Genomic DNA, 15,170 nt, shown 5'->3' with positions numbered 1-15,170 from the left:
CATTATCGCCGCTCGGGCTCATGCGCGGCAGAAGCGCTCGTAGTCGATGTAGCCGGCGAACTCGCGCCCGGGCGCGCAGACCGCGCAGTCCGGGTCCGGGGTGATGCGTGCCTCGCGGAATCGCAGGGCGAGCGCATCGAAATGCAGCAGCCGGCCCGCGAGCGATTCGCCGATGCCCAGGACGCACTTGAGGGCCTCCGTCGCCTGCAGGAGCCCGATCACGCCGGGCAGCACGCCGAGAACGCCGGCCTCCGCGCAATTCGGCGCCGCTTCCGGCGGCGGCGGCTCGGGAAACAGGCATCGGTAGCACGGCGCCTGGCCCCGGGCACGGCCGGCGTCGAACAGGCTGACCTGGCCCTCGAACCGGTGGACGGCACCGTAGACGAGCGGCAGCCGGTGCCGCACGCAAGCGTCGTTGAGCAGGTAGCGTGTGGCGAAGTTGTCGGCGCCATCGACCACGACATCCACGCCCTCGAGCACGCGGTCGACCTGCGATGCCTCGAGGCGCAGTTTCTCGGCCTCGATCGAGACGCGCGGATTCAGTGCGGACAGCGTCGCGGCCGCGGACTCGACCTTCGCCGTCCCGATGCGGGCATCGGTGTGCAGGATCTGGCGCTGCAGGTTGCTGCGGTCCACGACGTCGTCGTCGACCAGGCGCAGCCGCCCCACGCCTGCCGCGGCGAGGTAGTAGGCGATGGGCGAGCCCAGCCCACCGGCCCCGACGACGAGCACGCGGGCCGCGTCCAGGCGCCGCTGTCCGTCGATGCCCACCTCCGGCAGCCGCAGATGGCGCGAGTAGCGCTCCGCGAAGTCCGGGTCGATCGCGGGCGCCGTCATGGGCAACCCGTCCGCGCGCCAGCGGCGCGTGCCCCCGTCGACGGAGAAGATACGGCTGTAGCCCAGCGCGAGGAGCGCCTCGGCCGCGCGGAGCGAACGCACCCCGGACTCGCAGATCAGGCCGATCTCGCGGGTGCGATCGGTGATGGTGGCCGGCAGGTCGGCGGCGCGCGCCGCGAGCGTTCCCTCGGCCGCGCCCATCGCGCGCTCATGCGGCTCGCGCACGTCGACGAGCAAGGCGCCCGCCTGCTGGCGTGCGAGGGCTTCGGCGGGTGCGAGGATCGCGGGCTGCATCGCAGCACTCCGTTCAAAGGTCAGGGATCGCGGATGATGCGGCTGTCCGCGTGCACCCAGCATGCCGCTGCTGCCTGCGCGGAGGGTTGCATCGCCTGCAACCATGCGCTCCGCCGGCCGAACTATTTCCGCTTGACGTGGCGGATCAGGCGCCGCTTCTTGGCGACCTGCTTCTCGGTGAGCACGTTCTTCTTGCCTTCGTACGGATTGTTGCCTTCCTTGAAGACGAAGCGCACCGGCGTGCCGACGAGCTTGAAGCGCTTGCGGAAGAAGTTCTCGAGATACCGGCGGTACGTGTCGCTGAGCGTGCGCAGGCGGGTGCCGTGCACCACGAACGTCGGCGGATTGCTGCCGGCCGGATGCGCGAAGCGCAGCTTGGCGACATGGCCGCGCACCGTCGGCGGCGGATTGGTCTCGTAGGCGATCTCGACGGCGCGCGTGACGTCGCTCGTGCTGAATTCCTTCGTCGCCGACGCGTGGGCGCGATGCACGGCGGCGAAGAGTTCGCGGAGTCCCGAGCCGTGCTTGGCGCTGATGCGCACCGACTCCGCCCAGTCGACGAAGCCGAGCTTGCGCGCGAGCATCGTGGACGCCTGGTCGCGCTGGTAGTCGGTGAGCCCGTCCCACTTGTTGACCGCGATCACCAGCGCGCGGCCGGCGTCGAGCGCATAGCCGAGCACGGTCGCGTCCTGGTCGGTGATGCCTTCCGACGCGTCGAGCAGCACGACCGCGACCTGGCACTGCTCGATAGCCTGCAGCGTCTTGAACGCGGAGAACTTCTCGACCGCCTCGTCCACGCGCGAGCGCCGGCGCAGGCCGGCCGTGTCGATCAGGCGGTAGAGGCGCCCGTCGCGCTCCATGTCGATGGAGACGGCATCGCGCGTCGTGCCCGGCACCTCGGACGCGATCATGCGTTCCTCGCCGAGCAGGCGGTTCACCAGCGTCGACTTGCCGACGTTCGGGCGGCCGATGAAGGCGACGCGGATCCGGCCCGGATCGCTGTCGAGCACCTGTGCGGCGCCTTCCTCAGGCAGGTGGGCGTAGATCCGCGCGAGCAATGCGTCGACCCCATGCCGGTGCGAGGCGGCGACCGGCACCCGATCGCCGAGCCCGTAGCGCGCGAATTCGTTGAGCGACTGCTGCGAATCGATCCCGTCCGTCTTGTTCACGACCAGCACGGTCGGGCGACCGGTGCGGCGCAGCCAGCCGAGGATCTCGTCGTCGAGCGCCGAGGGGCCTTCGCGGCCGTCGACGACGAACAGCACGACGTCGGCTTCCTCCGCCGCGGCACGCGCCTGGCGCGCGGTCGCGCCGGCCAGCCCCTCGTCCGCGCCGGCGATGCCGCCGGTGTCGACCACGGCGAACGCCGGTCGGCCTTCGGGCCGAGCCACGCCGTAGTTGCGGTCACGGGTCACGCCGGGCTGGTCGTGCACCAGCGCATCGCGGGTGCGCGTGAGCACGTTGAACAGCGTGGACTTGCCGACGTTGGGACGGCCGACCAGGGCGACGAGCGGGAGCATTGCGCGACCTCGAAACGGGAAAGCGGAAACGATGCGGGCCGCAGGGCAGCCGGATGGCGCCCTGCGGCCCGCGGGAGTGCTTACTGCGCCGGCCGCAGCGCGACGACGTCGCCTTCGACGGTCTGAACGATCACCAGGCCGTCAGCGACCACCGGCGTGGCCTTCACGGCGCCGCCGACGCGCTGCCGCGCGGCGAACGCACCGGTGTCGAGGCGCAGCCAGTGCACGTAGCCCTCGAAGTCGGCAACGACCGCGTGCTCGCCGACGATGACCGGGGCGGTGACGCGGCGGCGCGCGAGGCACGGCTGCTGCCACATCGAGCCGCCCGACTGCTTCTCCAGCGCGTGCACGCCGCCCTCGGCATCGGTGACGACAACGCGATCGGTGCCCACCGCCGGGCGGCCCGGACCACCCTGCTCCGCCGACCAGATCGGGCGCCCGTTCGGCGCGTCGATCGCCACGGTGCGGCGCTTGAAGCTCGTCGCGACGAGCACGCCGCCCTCGAGCACGGGCGTGCCATCGACGTCGGCCATGCGGTCGAGCTCGGTCCGTCCCTCGGGCTCCGCCACCGGCAGCTCCCACAGCGGGCGACCGTCCGCCACCGCGAGCATCGCGACGGTGCCGTCGTCGTTGCCGACGAATACGACGCCCGGGCCGACCGTGACGGCATCATTGCCTCGCGCCGTCAGGGCAGGCATGTCGTGGTTCCAGAACCAGCGACGCTCGCCTGTGGCGGCGTCGAACGCGGTCACGCGGCCGTCGTTCGCGCGCACGAAAACGCGGCCCTGGCCGATCGCCGGCGCGGCGATGACTTCGTTGCCGACCTTCGCGCGCCACTTCTCCGCGCCGCTGGCCTGGTCGAGCGCGATGACCTCGCCCTCCAGCCCGCCGACCACGACGAGCCCGTCGCCGACGCCGGGGCCGCTGCTGAGGCGCACGCCTTCGAGAGGCGTCTGCCACGCCGCGCGGCCGCCCTGCAGGTCGAGCGCACGCACCCCGCCCCTGACGTCCGCGACGAAAACGCGGCCGCCGTCGACGGCAGGACCCTGGCGCAGCCCGAGATCCGCCTCGCCCTTGCCGATGCCCGCCTTCCAGGCGGTCGCGACCGCGAAGGCCGAGGGGATCTCCTTCAGAGCGGTCGGCGCACTCGCGGCTTCCTCGTCGTCGGTGAACCAGTTGCGGACGGTGGTGCAGCCGGTCATCGCACCGAGGCACGCGGCGACGAGCATTCCGCGGACGAACATCGGGCCGGCGGCGCGGGGGGAAGTCTTGGTCATGCGGAGCCTCATGGCGTCTTCGGCCGCACCGGGGTGCCACCGAGCTGGTTGTACTTGAGTTCGACGAGACGGCGCTGCGGCGAGCCTTCATCGAGGCCGGTGAGCGCCTTGCGGTAGCTCTCGCGCGCTTCGTCGGCGCGCCCCAGTGCGACCTGCGCGTCGCCGCGGAGTTCCATCGAGAGGGCGTCGGTACCGGTCAGCGCCTTGAGCGCGTCGGCGGCGCGGCCGCTGTCGATCTGGAGGCGCGCGATGCGACGTTCGAAGATCGCGCGCAACGCGGCATCGTCGGGACGCGAGCCCTGCAGGGTCGTGATCGCATCGGCGGGCTTGCCGGCATCGGCCTGCGTCTTCGCGAGGCTGAGCGCCGCGAGCGACCGGTGCAGGCCCGCCGGCATCGACTGGACCTGGCCCGCCGCCTGCACGCCACGCGTGCCGATCGCATCGACGACTGCCGCGTAGCGGTCCGCCTCGCCCATCGCCTTGGAGGCCTGCTGCTGCTGCCACCACTTCCAGCCGTAAACCGCGGCCAGCCCGAGGAGGACGCCGCCGATGAGGCCCGCGCTGTTGCGACGCAGCCATTCCTGGACGCGTCGGCTCTGTTCGTGTTCGTCGAGAAGTTCGTCGATCGCCATGCTGTCTCGCCCTGCGCTGTGCAGGAGCCGCTGAGGTGGGGACCTCGCGCGGAGACGGCCGAGTCATCCGGCCGGAGGGCGGGATCAGGGCGCGATCGGCGCGAGGGAACCGTCAGAGGATAGCGTAAAGCGCGCGACGTTCGCTTGGGTATAAGGCGCGAGGTCGAGCGCACGGCTGCCGGACTGCATCGAGACCGCGGTGGCATTGCCGAGCACCACACGGCCGACATCGGCCACCCTGAGCTCGCGCCGCTCGCCCGCGCGGAGCAGGCCGCGCTCGACGACGCTGCCGTCGCGACCGAACACCTGGACCCAGCTTTCACCGGTGAACTGCAGGGTCAGCGACGCGGCAGGCGCCTCGCGCGTCGGCGCAGGAATCGGCGCGATCGACGCGACGACGGGCTCACGCGGGGTGGCGCCGGGGGCGACGTCGAGCGTGGCGACCGTCGGCGAATCACTGGCGCCGTTGCTGCGCGTGGCGAGCCAGACCGGCACGACCAGCGCCACCGTCATCACCACGTAGACCGCGCGCCGCACCAGGTTCTCGGCGACGTGGCGGTAGCGCGGCACATGCGAGTGGCTGACGAGGCTCGGGATCTGGGTCGTCGTGAACGGGCTGGGCAGCGCGCCGTCGTCGAGGTCGATGCACAGCGCGCGCGCATAGGCGCGGGCCTGGCCTCGCACGAAGACGGGGGCGCCGAGGCGGTCCCACTCGCCGGACTCGAGCGTTTCGAGGACTCTGAGAGGCAGCCGCGTACGCGCCGCCATCTCCGCCAATGGCAGGCCTGCGGCCTCACGGGCCTGCTTCAGGCGCTCACCGGCAGCAGGGTCCGCCGTGTGCGTGTCGTTCATGGATTCCCGCCTTCCTGTGCGGAACCGGAGCGTCGGGGGAACTCGGTTCGCAGTCTCTGACCGTAGCGCCCGGCGGCCGCCGTGTCGCCAAGTTCTTGCTCAATCTGTGACGCCAACTGCAACGATTCGGGATCCGCCGGCGCCGCGGCCAGCCTCCGCTCGATGAAAGCGCGCGCCTCGAGCCACCGGCGCGTGTCGGCCATGCGGCGCGCAAGGGTCATCAGGGCGGTCGGCTGCGCGGCATCGGCCGTCAGCACCCGGCGCGCGTCGCGCTCGGCACGTTCTCCCTGCCCGGCGCGCAGCGCGCACATCGATGCATTCGCCAACGCATCGACCGGGGTTTCGTACCCGGGCGCGGCGACCGCGCGTTCGAACCAGGCGAGCGACTCCGCCGCCTTCCCCGCCGTGCACAGCCAGCTGCCGTAATTGTTCAGCAGGCTGCCGCGCGTCGGGGCGAGCTCGGCAGCCTGCCGATGGTGCGGGCCGGCACGGGCAGCGTCGCCGAGCGCATCGAGGGCAAGCCCGAGAAGGCTATGGGCGTCGGGCGAACGGGGATCGAGCTTCACGGCCCGCTCGGCTGCGTCGCGGGCCGCTTCGGCGTCACCGCCCACCAGCCGCGTCTGCGCGACCTGGAGCGACGCGAGGAGCGCGCTGCGCGTCTTTACATCCGAGCGGATCTCGACCTCCGGGGTAGTACGCCGGAAGTCGCCACGTTCGGCATTGGGTCGGACGAACGAGAGGCGACTGCAGGCCGATGACAGCAACACGACAAGCAGCAGGCCAAGACGAAGCCACCGCACGTCAGGCTGCGGCATCGCCCTGCCCCTGCTGCGCGAGCCTGCGCTTGAAGTCCGCCTGCCGGCGCGTGCGATCCATCACCTGGCCCTTGAGCTGGCCGCAGGCGGCGTCGATGTCGTCGCCGCGGGTGCGGCGCACCGGCGCGATCATGCCGGCTTCGTTGAGCAGCTTCTGGAAGGCGCGGATGGCCTGGTCCGTCGGGCGTTCAAAGCGCGTACCCGGGAACGGGTTGAACGGAATGAGGTTGATCTTCGCCGCGCCCTTCATCTGCACGGCGCGGTCGAACGACTTCAGAAGGCGGACGAGCTCGCGCGCATGCGCCGGCTGGTCGTTGACGCCCTTCATGAGCGTGTACTCGAATGTCACCGACGTGCCCGGCTTGCGCAGCGCATAGCGCACGCACGACTCCATCAGCTGCTCGATCGGGTACTTCTTGTTGAGCGGCACCAGCTCGCTGCGCAGCTCGTCGTTCGGCGCATGCAGCGAGACGGCGAGCGAGACATCGCTGAGCTCGCCCAGCTTGTCGATCTGCGGGACCATGCCGGCGGTCGACAGTGTGACGCGCTTGTTCGCGAGGCCGTAGCCGAGGTCGTCGCGCATGATGCTCATGGCACGTACGACATTGTCGAAATTCGCCAGCGGCTCGCCCATGCCCATCATCACGACGTTCGTGAGCTTGCGCTGCTGGTGCGGGACGTTGCCGAGGTGGCGCGCCGCGACCCAGACCTGGCCGATGATCTCGGCGGTCGACAGGTTGCGGTTGAAGCCCTGCGTGGCGGTGGAGCAGAACTGGCAGTTGAGTGCGCAGCCCACCTGCGACGACACGCACAGCGTGCCACGGCCCTTGTCCGGGATGTAGACCGTCTCGATGGCGTTCTTCGGGTCCATGCCGAGCAGCCACTTGTGCGTGCCGTCTTCGGAGGCCTTGTCGAACACCACCATGGGTGCATGCACGTGGGCATGCTGCTCGAGCTTGGCGCGCAGCGCCTTGCCGAGGTCGGTCATCTGGTCGAACTCGGTGACGTAGCGGTGGTGGATCCACTTCATCACCTGGTGCGCGCGGTAGCGCTTCTCGCCGAGCACCTGCTCGAAGAAGTCCTCGAGCTGCACGCGCTCGAGGTCGAAGAGGTTGGTCCTCTTCGCCTCGACCTTCGTGGCGGGCACGTCCACGCGCGCGGCCGCGTCCGCCGCCACGGCGGGTGCCGTGTCGATCAGCGTGGCGTCGATGTCGCGGGACGTGCTCATCACTTCTCTCTTATCGCGCGTAGACGTCGGTCTGCGGGAAGAAGTACGCGATCTCGATCGCGGCGTTCTCCTGGCTGTCCGAACCGTGCACGGCATTGGCGTCGATGGAATCGGCGAAGTCGGCGCGGATCGTGCCCTTTGCTGCGTCCTTCGGGTTGGTGGCGCCCATCAGCTCGCGATTCTTGAGCACCGCGTTCTCGCCCTCGAGCACCTGGATCATCACCGGGCCGGAGATCATGAAGTCGACCAGCGCGTTGAAGAACGGGCGCTCGCGGTGGACGGCGTAGAAGCCTTCGGCTTCCTGGCGCGAGAGCTGCTTCATGCGGGCCGCGACCACCTTCAGGCCGGCCTGCTCGAAGCGGGTGTAGATCTGGCCGATCACGTTCTTGGCGACCGCGTCGGGCTTGATGATCGAAATCGTGCGCTCCAGCGCCATGTGAATCTCTCCGGGTTGGCGGGCGCGGTGCGTCTCAGCGCCCAAGATAACAAGAAAAACCCGCGTAGTTACGCGGGTTTAGCCGAACTGGCAGCGGGGAATTCTACGCGTTCAGCGGGGGTCGATGAAAGCGGCCGCATTGGACCGCCGCTGGACCATTGACCCCCGTATGGTCCGGGTCTACCATCAAACAAGCGTTTGATTAGGCGACCCATGTCCAGCCCTGCCCCGTTCTCGACCAAGGACCGCATCCTCGGCGCCGCCGAGGAGCTCTTCGCGCAGCACGGCTTCGCCGGGACCTCGCTCCGGCAGGTCACCAGCCGCGCCGACGTGAACATCGCCGCGGTGAACTACCACTTCGGCAGCAAGGAGAACCTCGTCAACGAGGTCTTCCGCCGCCGCATGGACGAGATGACGGACAGGCGGCTGTCGGCCTTGCGCGAGGCCGTCCAGCGCGAGCCCGGCCAGCTCGAGCCCATCCTCGCGGCGTTCGTCGAGCCGGCACTGGCGATCGCGCAGGATCGCCACGGCGGCGCCTCGTTCGTCCGCGTGCTCGCCCGTGCCTATGCCGAAAAGAACGATGCGCTGCGCAAATTCCTGTCCGACCACTACGGCCACGTGCTGCGCGAGTTCGCGAAGGCAATCGGCGCTGTCGTGCCGGGGCTCAGCAAGGAGGCGCTCTATTGGCGGCTGGACTTCCTGTCCGGCGCCCTCACCTACGCGATGTCCGACTTCGGCCTGATCAAGCGGCCGACCGGCTCGTCCGAAGCCGCGCACCGCGCGCGCGCCGCGCGCGAGCTCATCCGTTTCGCCGCCGCGGGCATCCAGTGCCCGTCGGCGGACCCTGCCTGACCCACTTTCCGGGACCGATAACGACATGTCGAAGAAACTGCTCGTCCGCCGCGCCGCCGTGCTGGGCGCCGGCGTCATGGGGGCGCAGATCGCCGCCCACCTGACCAATGCCGGCGTCGATACCGTGCTGTTCGACCTTCCCGCGAAGGAAGGCGATCCGAACGGGGTGGTCACGAAGGCGATCGCGAACCTCGCGAAGCTCTCCCCCGCCCCGCTGGCCGACAAGGCGCTTGGCGAGCGCATCACGCCCGCGAACTACGAGACCGGCCTGGAACTGCTGCGCGATTGCGACCTGGTGATCGAGGCCATCGCCGAGCGGATGGACTGGAAGCAGGACCTGTATCGCAAGATCGCGCCGTTCGTGCCCGCGCACGCGGTGCTGGCGAGCAACACGTCGGGCCTGGGCATCAATGCGCTGGCCGACGTGCTGCCCGAGGAGCTGCGCCACCGCTTCCTCGGCGTGCATTTCTTCAACCCGCCGCGCTACATGCACCTCGCCGAGCTCATCCCGGCGAGCACGACGGACCGCGAGGTCCTCGAGGGGCTGGAAACGTTCCTCACCACGACGCTCGGCAAGGGCGTCGTGATCGCCAAGGACACGCCCAACTTCATCGGCAACCGCATCGGCGTGTTCTCGATGCTGGCCGCCATGCACCACACCGAGCGGCTCGGCCTCGGCTTCGACACGGTCGATTCGCTGACCGGTCCGGCGATTGGTCGGCCGAAGTCGGCGACGTACCGCACCGCGGACGTCGTCGGCCTCGACACCATGGCGCACGTGATCAAGACGATGGCGGACACGCTCCCGGCCGACCCGTGGCACGCCTACTTCAAGTCGCCAGCGTGGCTCAGCGGCCTCGTCGAGAAGGGCGCGCTCGGCCAGAAGTCCGGCGCGGGCTTCTACACCAAGCGCGGCAAGGACATCCTCGTGCTCGATGTCGCCGCACGGGACTACCGCGCGATGGCGGGCGAGCTCGACGCCGACGTCGCCGCAATCCTCAAGGAGCGCGATCCGGCGAAGAAGTTCGCCGCCTTGCGCGCCAGCGGGCATCCGCAGGCCCAGTTCCTCTGGTCCGTGTTCCGCGACACGTTCCACTACTCGGCCTTCCACCTGCAGGACATCGCCGACACCGCGCGCGACGTCGACTTCGCCATGCGGTGGGGCTACGGCTGGTCGCAGGGTCCGTTCGAGACCTGGCAGTCCGCGGGCTGGCAGCAGGTGGCGCAGTGGATCGCCGAGGACGTCGCCGCAGGGAAGACGATGGCGAATGCGCCGCTCCCCGGCTGGGTCGACAGCCGAGATGGCGTGCACGAGGCGGCCGGGAGCTTCAGCCCGGCGAAGGGCGGCGCGGTCACCCGCTCGGCAAACCCGGTATACGCGCGTCAGCGCTTCCCCGATCCGCTCGTGGGCGAGCAGTTCGCGCCCGGTCGCACGGTCTTCGAGAACGACGGACTGCGCCTCTGGGCCGATGAGGACGAGATCGCCGTCGTCAGCTTCAAGACCAAGCTGCACACCGTCTCCGACAAGGTCCTCGACGGCCTGCAGGAGGCGATCTCGATCGCCGAGCGCGACTTCGCCGGCCTCGTGATCTGGCAGCCGAAGGAGCCCTTCTCCGCCGGTGCCGATCTCGCGGGCGCGCTCGGCCTGCTTCAGGCCGGCAACGTCGCCGGCTTCGAGGCGATGGTCGAGAACTTCCAGCGCACGAGCCAGCGAATCAAGTACTCGCTCGTCCCGGTTGTCGCGGCCGTTCGTGGCCTTGCACTCGGTGGCGGCTGCGAGTTCCAGATGCATGCGGCTCGCACCGTGTTCGGGCTGGAGAGCTACGTCGGCCTCGTCGAGGCGGGCGTCGGCCTGCTGCCCGCCGGTGGTGGCCTGAAGGAGTTCGCGGTGCGGGCCTCGCAGGCGGCGGGTCCGGGGGGCGACGTATTCGCGCACCTCAAGTCCGCATTCGAGAGCGTGGCGATGGCGAAGGTCTCGACCTCGGCCTTCGAGGCGAAGTCGCTCAAGCTCGCCCGCGAGAGCGACGTCGTGACGTTCAACACCCATGAGCTCCTGCACGTCGCGAAGGCGAATGCTCGTGCTCTGGCCGAGGGCGGCTACCGCCCCCCGCTGCCGGCGCGCAACATCACGGTAGCGGGCGACGTCGGCGTCGCGTCGCTGCAGATGATGCTGATCAACATGCTCGAAGGCATGTTCATCTCGCCGCACGACTACGAGATCGCCACTCGCATCGCGACCGTGATGTGCGGCGGCATGGTCGACCGCGGCTCCGTGGTCGACGAGGAATGGCTGCTCAAGCTCGAGCGCCAGCACTTCGTCGAGCTCGCGCAGATGCCGAAGACGCAGGAACGCATCGCGCACATGCTCAAGACCGGCAAGCCGCTCCGCAACTGAGGTTCGAAGGCCCGACCTTTCGAATCCCCTTCGACCTCACGAGAGAAACGACATGACCAAGCACGTCCAGGACGCCTATATCGTCGCCGCCACCCGCACGCCAGTGGGCAAGGCGCCGCGCGGCTTTTTCCGCAACACCCGCCCCGACGACATGCTCGCGCATGTGCTGCGCAGCGTGGTCGCGCAGGCGCCGGGCATCGACCCCGAGCGCATCGACGACGCGATCATCGGCTGCGCGATGCCCGAGGCCGAGCAGGGCATGAACGTGGCGCGTATCGGTGTGCTGCTCGCCGGCCTTCCGCACGGCGTCGCCGCGCAGACCATCAACCGCTTCTGTTCGTCAGGCCTGCAGGCGGTTGCGCTCGCGGCCGACCAGGTGCGGCTCGGCAATTGCGACCTGATCCTCGCGGGCGGCACCGAGTCGATGTCCATGGTGCCGATGATGGGCCACAAGATCGCGCTGAACCCGCGCGTCTTCGGCAAGGACGAGGACCACATCGCGATCGCGTACGGCATGGGCATCACCGCCGAGAACGTCGCGAAGGACTGGGGCATCTCGCGCGAGCAGCAGGACGAGTTCGCCGTCGCTTCCCACCGCAAGGCGCTCGCGGCGATCCAGGCCGGCGAGTTCCGCGACGAGATCACGCCGTACGAGGTCGTCTCGCACGTGCCCGACGTCGCAGGCAACGCGATCCAACTCCGCAAGCGCCTTGTCGACACCGACGAGGGCCCGCGCGCGGACACGTCGATCGAGGGACTTGCCAAGCTGCGGCCTGTTTTCAAGAACGGCCAGTTCGGCGGCTCGGTCACGGCCGGCAACGCCTCGCAGATGAGTGACGGCGCCGCGGCAGTGCTGATCGCCTCGGAGCAGGCGATCAAGGACTACGGCCTCACCCCTCTCGCCCGCTTCGTGAGCTTTTCGGTCGCCGGCGTGCCGCCGCACATCATGGGCATCGGTCCGAACGCGGCGATCCCCAAGGCGCTCAAGCAGGCGGGCCTGACGCGCGACCAGCTCGACTGGATCGAGCTCAACGAGGCCTTTGCCGCGCAGGCGCTCGCGGTCATCAAGGACTCGGAGCTCGACCCGTCGAAGGTCAACCCACTTGGCGGCGCGATCGCGCTCGGTCACCCGCTCGGCGCGACCGGCGCGATCCGCACCGCGACCATCGTCCATGGCATGCGTCGCCGCCAGCAGAAGTACGGCATGGTCACGATGTGCATCGGCACCGGCATGGGCGCCGCGGGCATCCTCGAAGCGCTCTGAACATTGCGCCAGGATGATCCGGAAAGGGGCCTTCGGGCCCCTTTTCCTTTGGCCGCCTGTTGCGCACTCCGGGGTTTGGCACGTCGCGTGTCGCATCCGCGCTATAGAGCGCGCGAGGCGGCGATCACATCGGCGTGCGCCGTGGCGCAGCCCTTCGTACCGATCGCCCGGTCAGGCGAGCCGAGCACCGTTCGGAACCGGACGTTCCACCGTGGTGATGACGACGCCCTCCTCGGTGTGGAAGCCCGTGAGCAGGAATTCCGACAGGAACGGGCCGATCCGCTTCGGCGGAAAGTTCAGGACGCCGACGATCTGCCGCCCCACTAGGTCCTCCGCCGTGTAGAGGTCGACGATCTGCGCGCTCGTCTGGCGCACGCCATGCTCGCCGAAGTCCACCCAGAGCTTCCATGCGGGCTTGCGCGCTTCGGGAAATGCTTCCACGCGCTGCACGGTGCCGGCACAGATCAGCACCTTCTGGAAATCGGCCCACTCGATCGTCTCTGTCATCGCCTGCGGTTCTCCAGGAAATCCTTGAACGCGTCCTTCGACTGCGCCCACCAGTAGCTCATCTGCGCGGCAACGAAGCCGACGGGCTTGAACGCCGGCTGCAGCCCGTAGCGCGACAGCATCCTCCAGCGATCGTCGCCATCGGCGATCGCCGAGGCGACGAGCTCGCCTGCGGCCGTGGTCGGCGCCACGCCGTGCCCGCCGAACGCCTGGGCGACCCATAGCCCCGGCTCGGCCTCGAGGACGTGGGGCATCTGGTGGGGCGCGTAGCTCATCAGCCCCGACCAGGCATAGTCCACCGATACGTCGCCGAGCTGCGGGAACACACGCAGCATGTCGGCGCGCAGCAGGGTTTCGACCTCCGCCGGTGATCGGTCCAGCACCGAAATCCGACCGCCCCACAGCAGCCGCGTGTCCGGCAGCGCGCGGTAGTAGTCGAAGGCGAACCGGGTGTCGTAGACCGCGGCCGACGTGCGCAGCACCATCGACATGCGCTCGCCGAGCGGCTCGGTGACCATCACGTACGTGGCGATCGGCAGCACGGCCTCGTCGACCCGGCGTCGCAGGCCGGCGAGGTAGCCTCCACAGCCCAGCACCACGCGGCGCGCGCGTACCTCGCCGTGCGCCGTACCGACACGCCAGCCTGCCCCGTCGGCGACGAGTGACGTGGCCGCCGACTGCTCGTGCACCGCACCGCCGAGGGTGACGATCGCCCCGGCGAGGCCCCGCGCATACGCCAGCGGGTTGAAATGGAAGGCACCGGCCTCGTAAAGGCCTTCCGCGTAGCGCTCGGACTCGATGAGCTCACGCATGCGCGCGCGATCGAGCCAGGCCCAGTCGGCGCCGTAGGACCGCGAGAGAAGCGCCTGTCGCGTGCGCAGCGGCGCGGAGTCGGCGAACCAGTTCGCCCAGATCACGCCGCCGTCCACGGGATCGCAGTCGATGCCGAAGTGGTCGATGCGACGCCGAATGCACCGGACCGCATCGGTCGTGAGACCGTAGAGGTGACGCGCACCCTCGGCACCCAGATCCCGCAGCAGGGCGCCCTCGCCCCGCGCGAAACCGCCGAAGACGAAGCCGCCGTTGCGGCCCGAGGCACCGAAGCCGACTTGGCGCGCCTCCAGCACGAGCACGCTGCCGACGCCGCGCTCGAGCAGCCCGAGCGCGGTGTTGAGGCCCGCGAAGCCCCCGCCGACGACGCAGACGTCGACATCCGCGACGCCTTCGAGAGGCGGCGCCGCGAAGCCGACCCGTGCGGAATCGGCGTAATAGTCACCCGTGATGCGTGGCATGCCGCGAGCCTGCGAGCTCGCGCGCGGAAAGTCCAGCCGTCAGGCGATCTCGACGACGCCGAGCTCGACGAGCGCGTTGCGCATCATCTCGGCGGCCGCGTCGCTGAGCTTCTCGTGGTCGAGCGCGTAACGGATGGTCGCTTCGATCAGGCCGATGTGCGTGCCGCAGTCGAAGCGCGTGCCGCGGAAGCGATACGCGTCGACGCACTCCGCGGTCAGCAGCCGATCGATCGCGTCGGTCAGCTGGATCTCGCCACCGGCGCCCGGCGTCGTGCTCTCGAGGAGCTCGAAGATCGTCGGCTGCAGGACGTAGCGGCCGACGACGGCGAGCGTGCTCGGCGCATCCTCCGGCCTCGGCTTCTCGACGATGCGCGTGATGCGGCCCTGGCGATTGGCGAAGTCCTGCGTCGCGACGATGCCGTAGCTCGCGGTCTTCTCGGCTGGCACGTCCTGCACCGCGATCACGCTGCAGCCGCTCTGCTCGGCCGCATCGGCCATTTGGCGCAGCGCGCCCGGGCCGCGGTTCCAGATGAGGTCGTCGGGCAGCAACACCGCGAAGGGCTCGTCCCCTACGACCTCCTTCGCGCACAGCACCGCATGGCCCAGCCCAAGGGCTTCGGCCTGCGTGATGAAGATCGTCTTGACGCCCGGTGGCAGCACGTGGCGCACGAGTTCCAGCTGCTCGGCCTTCCCTGCGCGCTCGAGCTTGTGCTCGAGTTCGTAGGCCTTGTCGAAGTAGTCCGCGACTGCGTGCTTGTAACGGTTGGTGATGAAGATCAGCGTGTCGCAGCCTGCTTCGATCGCCTCATCGACCGCGTACTGGATCAGCGGCTTGTCGATGACCGGAAGCATCTCCTTCGGGACGGTCTTGGTGGCCGGCAGGAAGCGGGTTCCGAGTCCGGCGACGGGAAAGACGGCCTTGCGGATGCGACGCGGGTTGGCGGAGGTCATCGAAGTCCAGGGAATTCA

The 15,170-nt window shown here is 69.5% G+C and carries 14 protein-coding genes; 3 read left to right on the top strand and 11 right to left on the bottom strand.

Annotated elements, in window-relative coordinates:
• Positions 1-18: 18 nt before the first annotated feature.
• The 8 genes from moeB to ndk form a co-directional block, all read right to left on the bottom strand.
• A complete protein-coding gene (gene moeB, locus ACYVJJ_RS10330; RefSeq protein ID WP_460833275.1) occupies positions 19-1,194 on the bottom strand; it encodes a molybdopterin-synthase adenylyltransferase MoeB in 1,176 nt (391 codons plus the stop codon).
• A 59-nt stretch (positions 1,195-1,253) separates the two neighbouring features.
• Positions 1,254-2,651, bottom strand: coding sequence for a ribosome biogenesis GTPase Der (gene der, locus ACYVJJ_RS10325; protein ID WP_460833274.1), 1,398 nt, complete (start codon positions 2,649-2,651; stop codon positions 1,254-1,256).
• 80 nt (positions 2,652-2,731) lie between these two features.
• Positions 2,732-3,895, bottom strand: coding sequence for an outer membrane protein assembly factor BamB (gene bamB, locus ACYVJJ_RS10320; protein ID WP_460833372.1), 1,164 nt, complete (start codon positions 3,893-3,895; stop codon positions 2,732-2,734).
• A 41-nt stretch (positions 3,896-3,936) separates the two neighbouring features.
• A complete protein-coding gene (locus ACYVJJ_RS10315) occupies positions 3,937-4,560 on the bottom strand; it encodes a YfgM family protein (RefSeq protein ID WP_460833273.1) in 624 nt (207 codons plus the stop codon).
• An 84-nt stretch (positions 4,561-4,644) separates the two neighbouring features.
• The gene (locus ACYVJJ_RS10310; RefSeq protein ID WP_460833271.1) at positions 4,645-5,412 is read right to left on the bottom strand and encodes a helix-turn-helix domain-containing protein; all 768 of its coding nucleotides are present in this window, start codon (positions 5,410-5,412) and stop codon (positions 4,645-4,647) included.
• Positions 5,409-6,227 (bottom strand): type IV pilus biogenesis/stability protein PilW, encoded by an 819-nt coding sequence (pilW, locus tag ACYVJJ_RS10305; RefSeq protein ID WP_460833270.1) that lies wholly within the window; start codon positions 6,225-6,227, stop codon positions 5,409-5,411. The genes ACYVJJ_RS10310 and pilW overlap by 4 nt, the downstream gene beginning before the upstream one ends.
• The gene (gene rlmN / locus ACYVJJ_RS10300) at positions 6,214-7,455 is read right to left on the bottom strand and encodes a dual-specificity RNA methyltransferase RlmN (RefSeq protein WP_460833268.1); all 1,242 of its coding nucleotides are present in this window, start codon (positions 7,453-7,455) and stop codon (positions 6,214-6,216) included. The genes pilW and rlmN overlap by 14 nt, the downstream gene beginning before the upstream one ends.
• Positions 7,456-7,465: 10 nt before the next feature.
• Positions 7,466-7,891 (bottom strand): nucleoside-diphosphate kinase, encoded by a 426-nt coding sequence (gene ndk / locus ACYVJJ_RS10295; RefSeq protein ID WP_460833266.1) that lies wholly within the window; start codon positions 7,889-7,891, stop codon positions 7,466-7,468.
• Between the two features lie 213 nt (positions 7,892-8,104).
• Here ndk and ACYVJJ_RS10290 point away from each other — a divergent pair, with 213 nt between their 5' ends.
• Genes ACYVJJ_RS10290 through ACYVJJ_RS10280 form a run of 3 tightly spaced genes read left to right on the top strand, consistent with a single transcriptional unit; the run spans position 8,105 to position 12,402 of the window.
• Entirely contained in the window at positions 8,105-8,743 is a 639-nt protein-coding gene (locus tag ACYVJJ_RS10290) for a TetR/AcrR family transcriptional regulator (RefSeq protein WP_460833265.1), read from the top strand.
• A 25-nt stretch (positions 8,744-8,768) separates the two neighbouring features.
• A complete protein-coding gene (locus ACYVJJ_RS10285) occupies positions 8,769-11,138 on the top strand; it encodes a 3-hydroxyacyl-CoA dehydrogenase/enoyl-CoA hydratase family protein (protein ID WP_460833263.1) in 2,370 nt (789 codons plus the stop codon).
• A gap of 52 nt (positions 11,139-11,190) precedes the next feature.
• Positions 11,191-12,402, top strand: a complete 1,212-nt coding sequence (locus ACYVJJ_RS10280; RefSeq protein WP_460833261.1) for an acetyl-CoA C-acyltransferase — start codon at positions 11,191-11,193, stop codon at positions 12,400-12,402.
• Positions 12,403-12,573: 171 nt separating this feature from the next.
• Here the strand turns inward: ACYVJJ_RS10280 and ACYVJJ_RS10275 are convergent, their stop codons facing one another.
• The 3 genes from ACYVJJ_RS10275 to galU are packed head-to-tail and all read right to left on the bottom strand — an operon-like array spanning position 12,574 to position 15,152.
• The gene (locus ACYVJJ_RS10275; protein WP_460833259.1) at positions 12,574-12,909 is read right to left on the bottom strand and encodes a tRNA-binding protein; all 336 of its coding nucleotides are present in this window, start codon (positions 12,907-12,909) and stop codon (positions 12,574-12,576) included.
• A complete protein-coding gene (locus tag ACYVJJ_RS10270) occupies positions 12,906-14,201 on the bottom strand; it encodes an NAD(P)/FAD-dependent oxidoreductase (protein ID WP_460833257.1) in 1,296 nt (431 codons plus the stop codon). Before ACYVJJ_RS10270 ends, ACYVJJ_RS10275 begins: the two co-directional genes overlap by 4 nt.
• A 39-nt stretch (positions 14,202-14,240) precedes the next feature.
• The gene (galU, locus tag ACYVJJ_RS10265) at positions 14,241-15,152 is read right to left on the bottom strand and encodes a UTP--glucose-1-phosphate uridylyltransferase GalU (protein WP_460833256.1); all 912 of its coding nucleotides are present in this window, start codon (positions 15,150-15,152) and stop codon (positions 14,241-14,243) included.
• Positions 15,153-15,170: the final 18 nt, after the last annotated feature.

The sequence above is a fragment of the Lysobacter humi (ex Lee et al. 2017) genome, from assembly GCF_054781815.1.
The sequence above is the reverse complement of the archived record's forward strand: the minus strand, read 5'-3'. Positions and strand labels throughout refer to the sequence as shown.

Coding starts and splice junctions, on each gene's coding strand:
- ACYVJJ_RS10270 (WP_460833257.1), bottom strand. CDS start 14,201: ATGCCACGCATCACGGGTGACTATTACGCCGATTCCGCACGGGTCGGC.
- moeB (WP_460833275.1), bottom strand. CDS start 1,194: ATGCTGGGTGCACGCGGACAGCCGCATCATCCGCGATCCCTGACCTTT.
- ACYVJJ_RS10315 (WP_460833273.1), bottom strand. CDS start 4,560: ATGGCGATCGACGAACTTCTCGACGAACACGAACAGAGCCGACGCGTC.
- bamB (WP_460833372.1), bottom strand. CDS start 3,895: ATGTTCGTCCGCGGAATGCTCGTCGCCGCGTGCCTCGGTGCGATGACC.
- ACYVJJ_RS10310 (WP_460833271.1), bottom strand. CDS start 5,412: ATGAACGACACGCACACGGCGGACCCTGCTGCCGGTGAGCGCCTGAAG.
- der (WP_460833274.1), bottom strand. CDS start 2,651: ATGCTCCCGCTCGTCGCCCTGGTCGGCCGTCCCAACGTCGGCAAGTCC.
- ndk (WP_460833266.1), bottom strand. CDS start 7,891: ATGGCGCTGGAGCGCACGATTTCGATCATCAAGCCCGACGCGGTCGCC.
- pilW (WP_460833270.1), bottom strand. CDS start 6,227: ATGCCGCAGCCTGACGTGCGGTGGCTTCGTCTTGGCCTGCTGCTTGTC.
- ACYVJJ_RS10285 (WP_460833263.1), top strand. CDS start 8,769: ATGTCGAAGAAACTGCTCGTCCGCCGCGCCGCCGTGCTGGGCGCCGGC.
- ACYVJJ_RS10290 (WP_460833265.1), top strand. CDS start 8,105: ATGTCCAGCCCTGCCCCGTTCTCGACCAAGGACCGCATCCTCGGCGCC.
- galU (WP_460833256.1), bottom strand. CDS start 15,152: ATGACCTCCGCCAACCCGCGTCGCATCCGCAAGGCCGTCTTTCCCGTC.
- ACYVJJ_RS10280 (WP_460833261.1), top strand. CDS start 11,191: ATGACCAAGCACGTCCAGGACGCCTATATCGTCGCCGCCACCCGCACG.
- ACYVJJ_RS10275 (WP_460833259.1), bottom strand. CDS start 12,909: ATGACAGAGACGATCGAGTGGGCCGATTTCCAGAAGGTGCTGATCTGT.
- rlmN (WP_460833268.1), bottom strand. CDS start 7,455: ATGAGCACGTCCCGCGACATCGACGCCACGCTGATCGACACGGCACCC.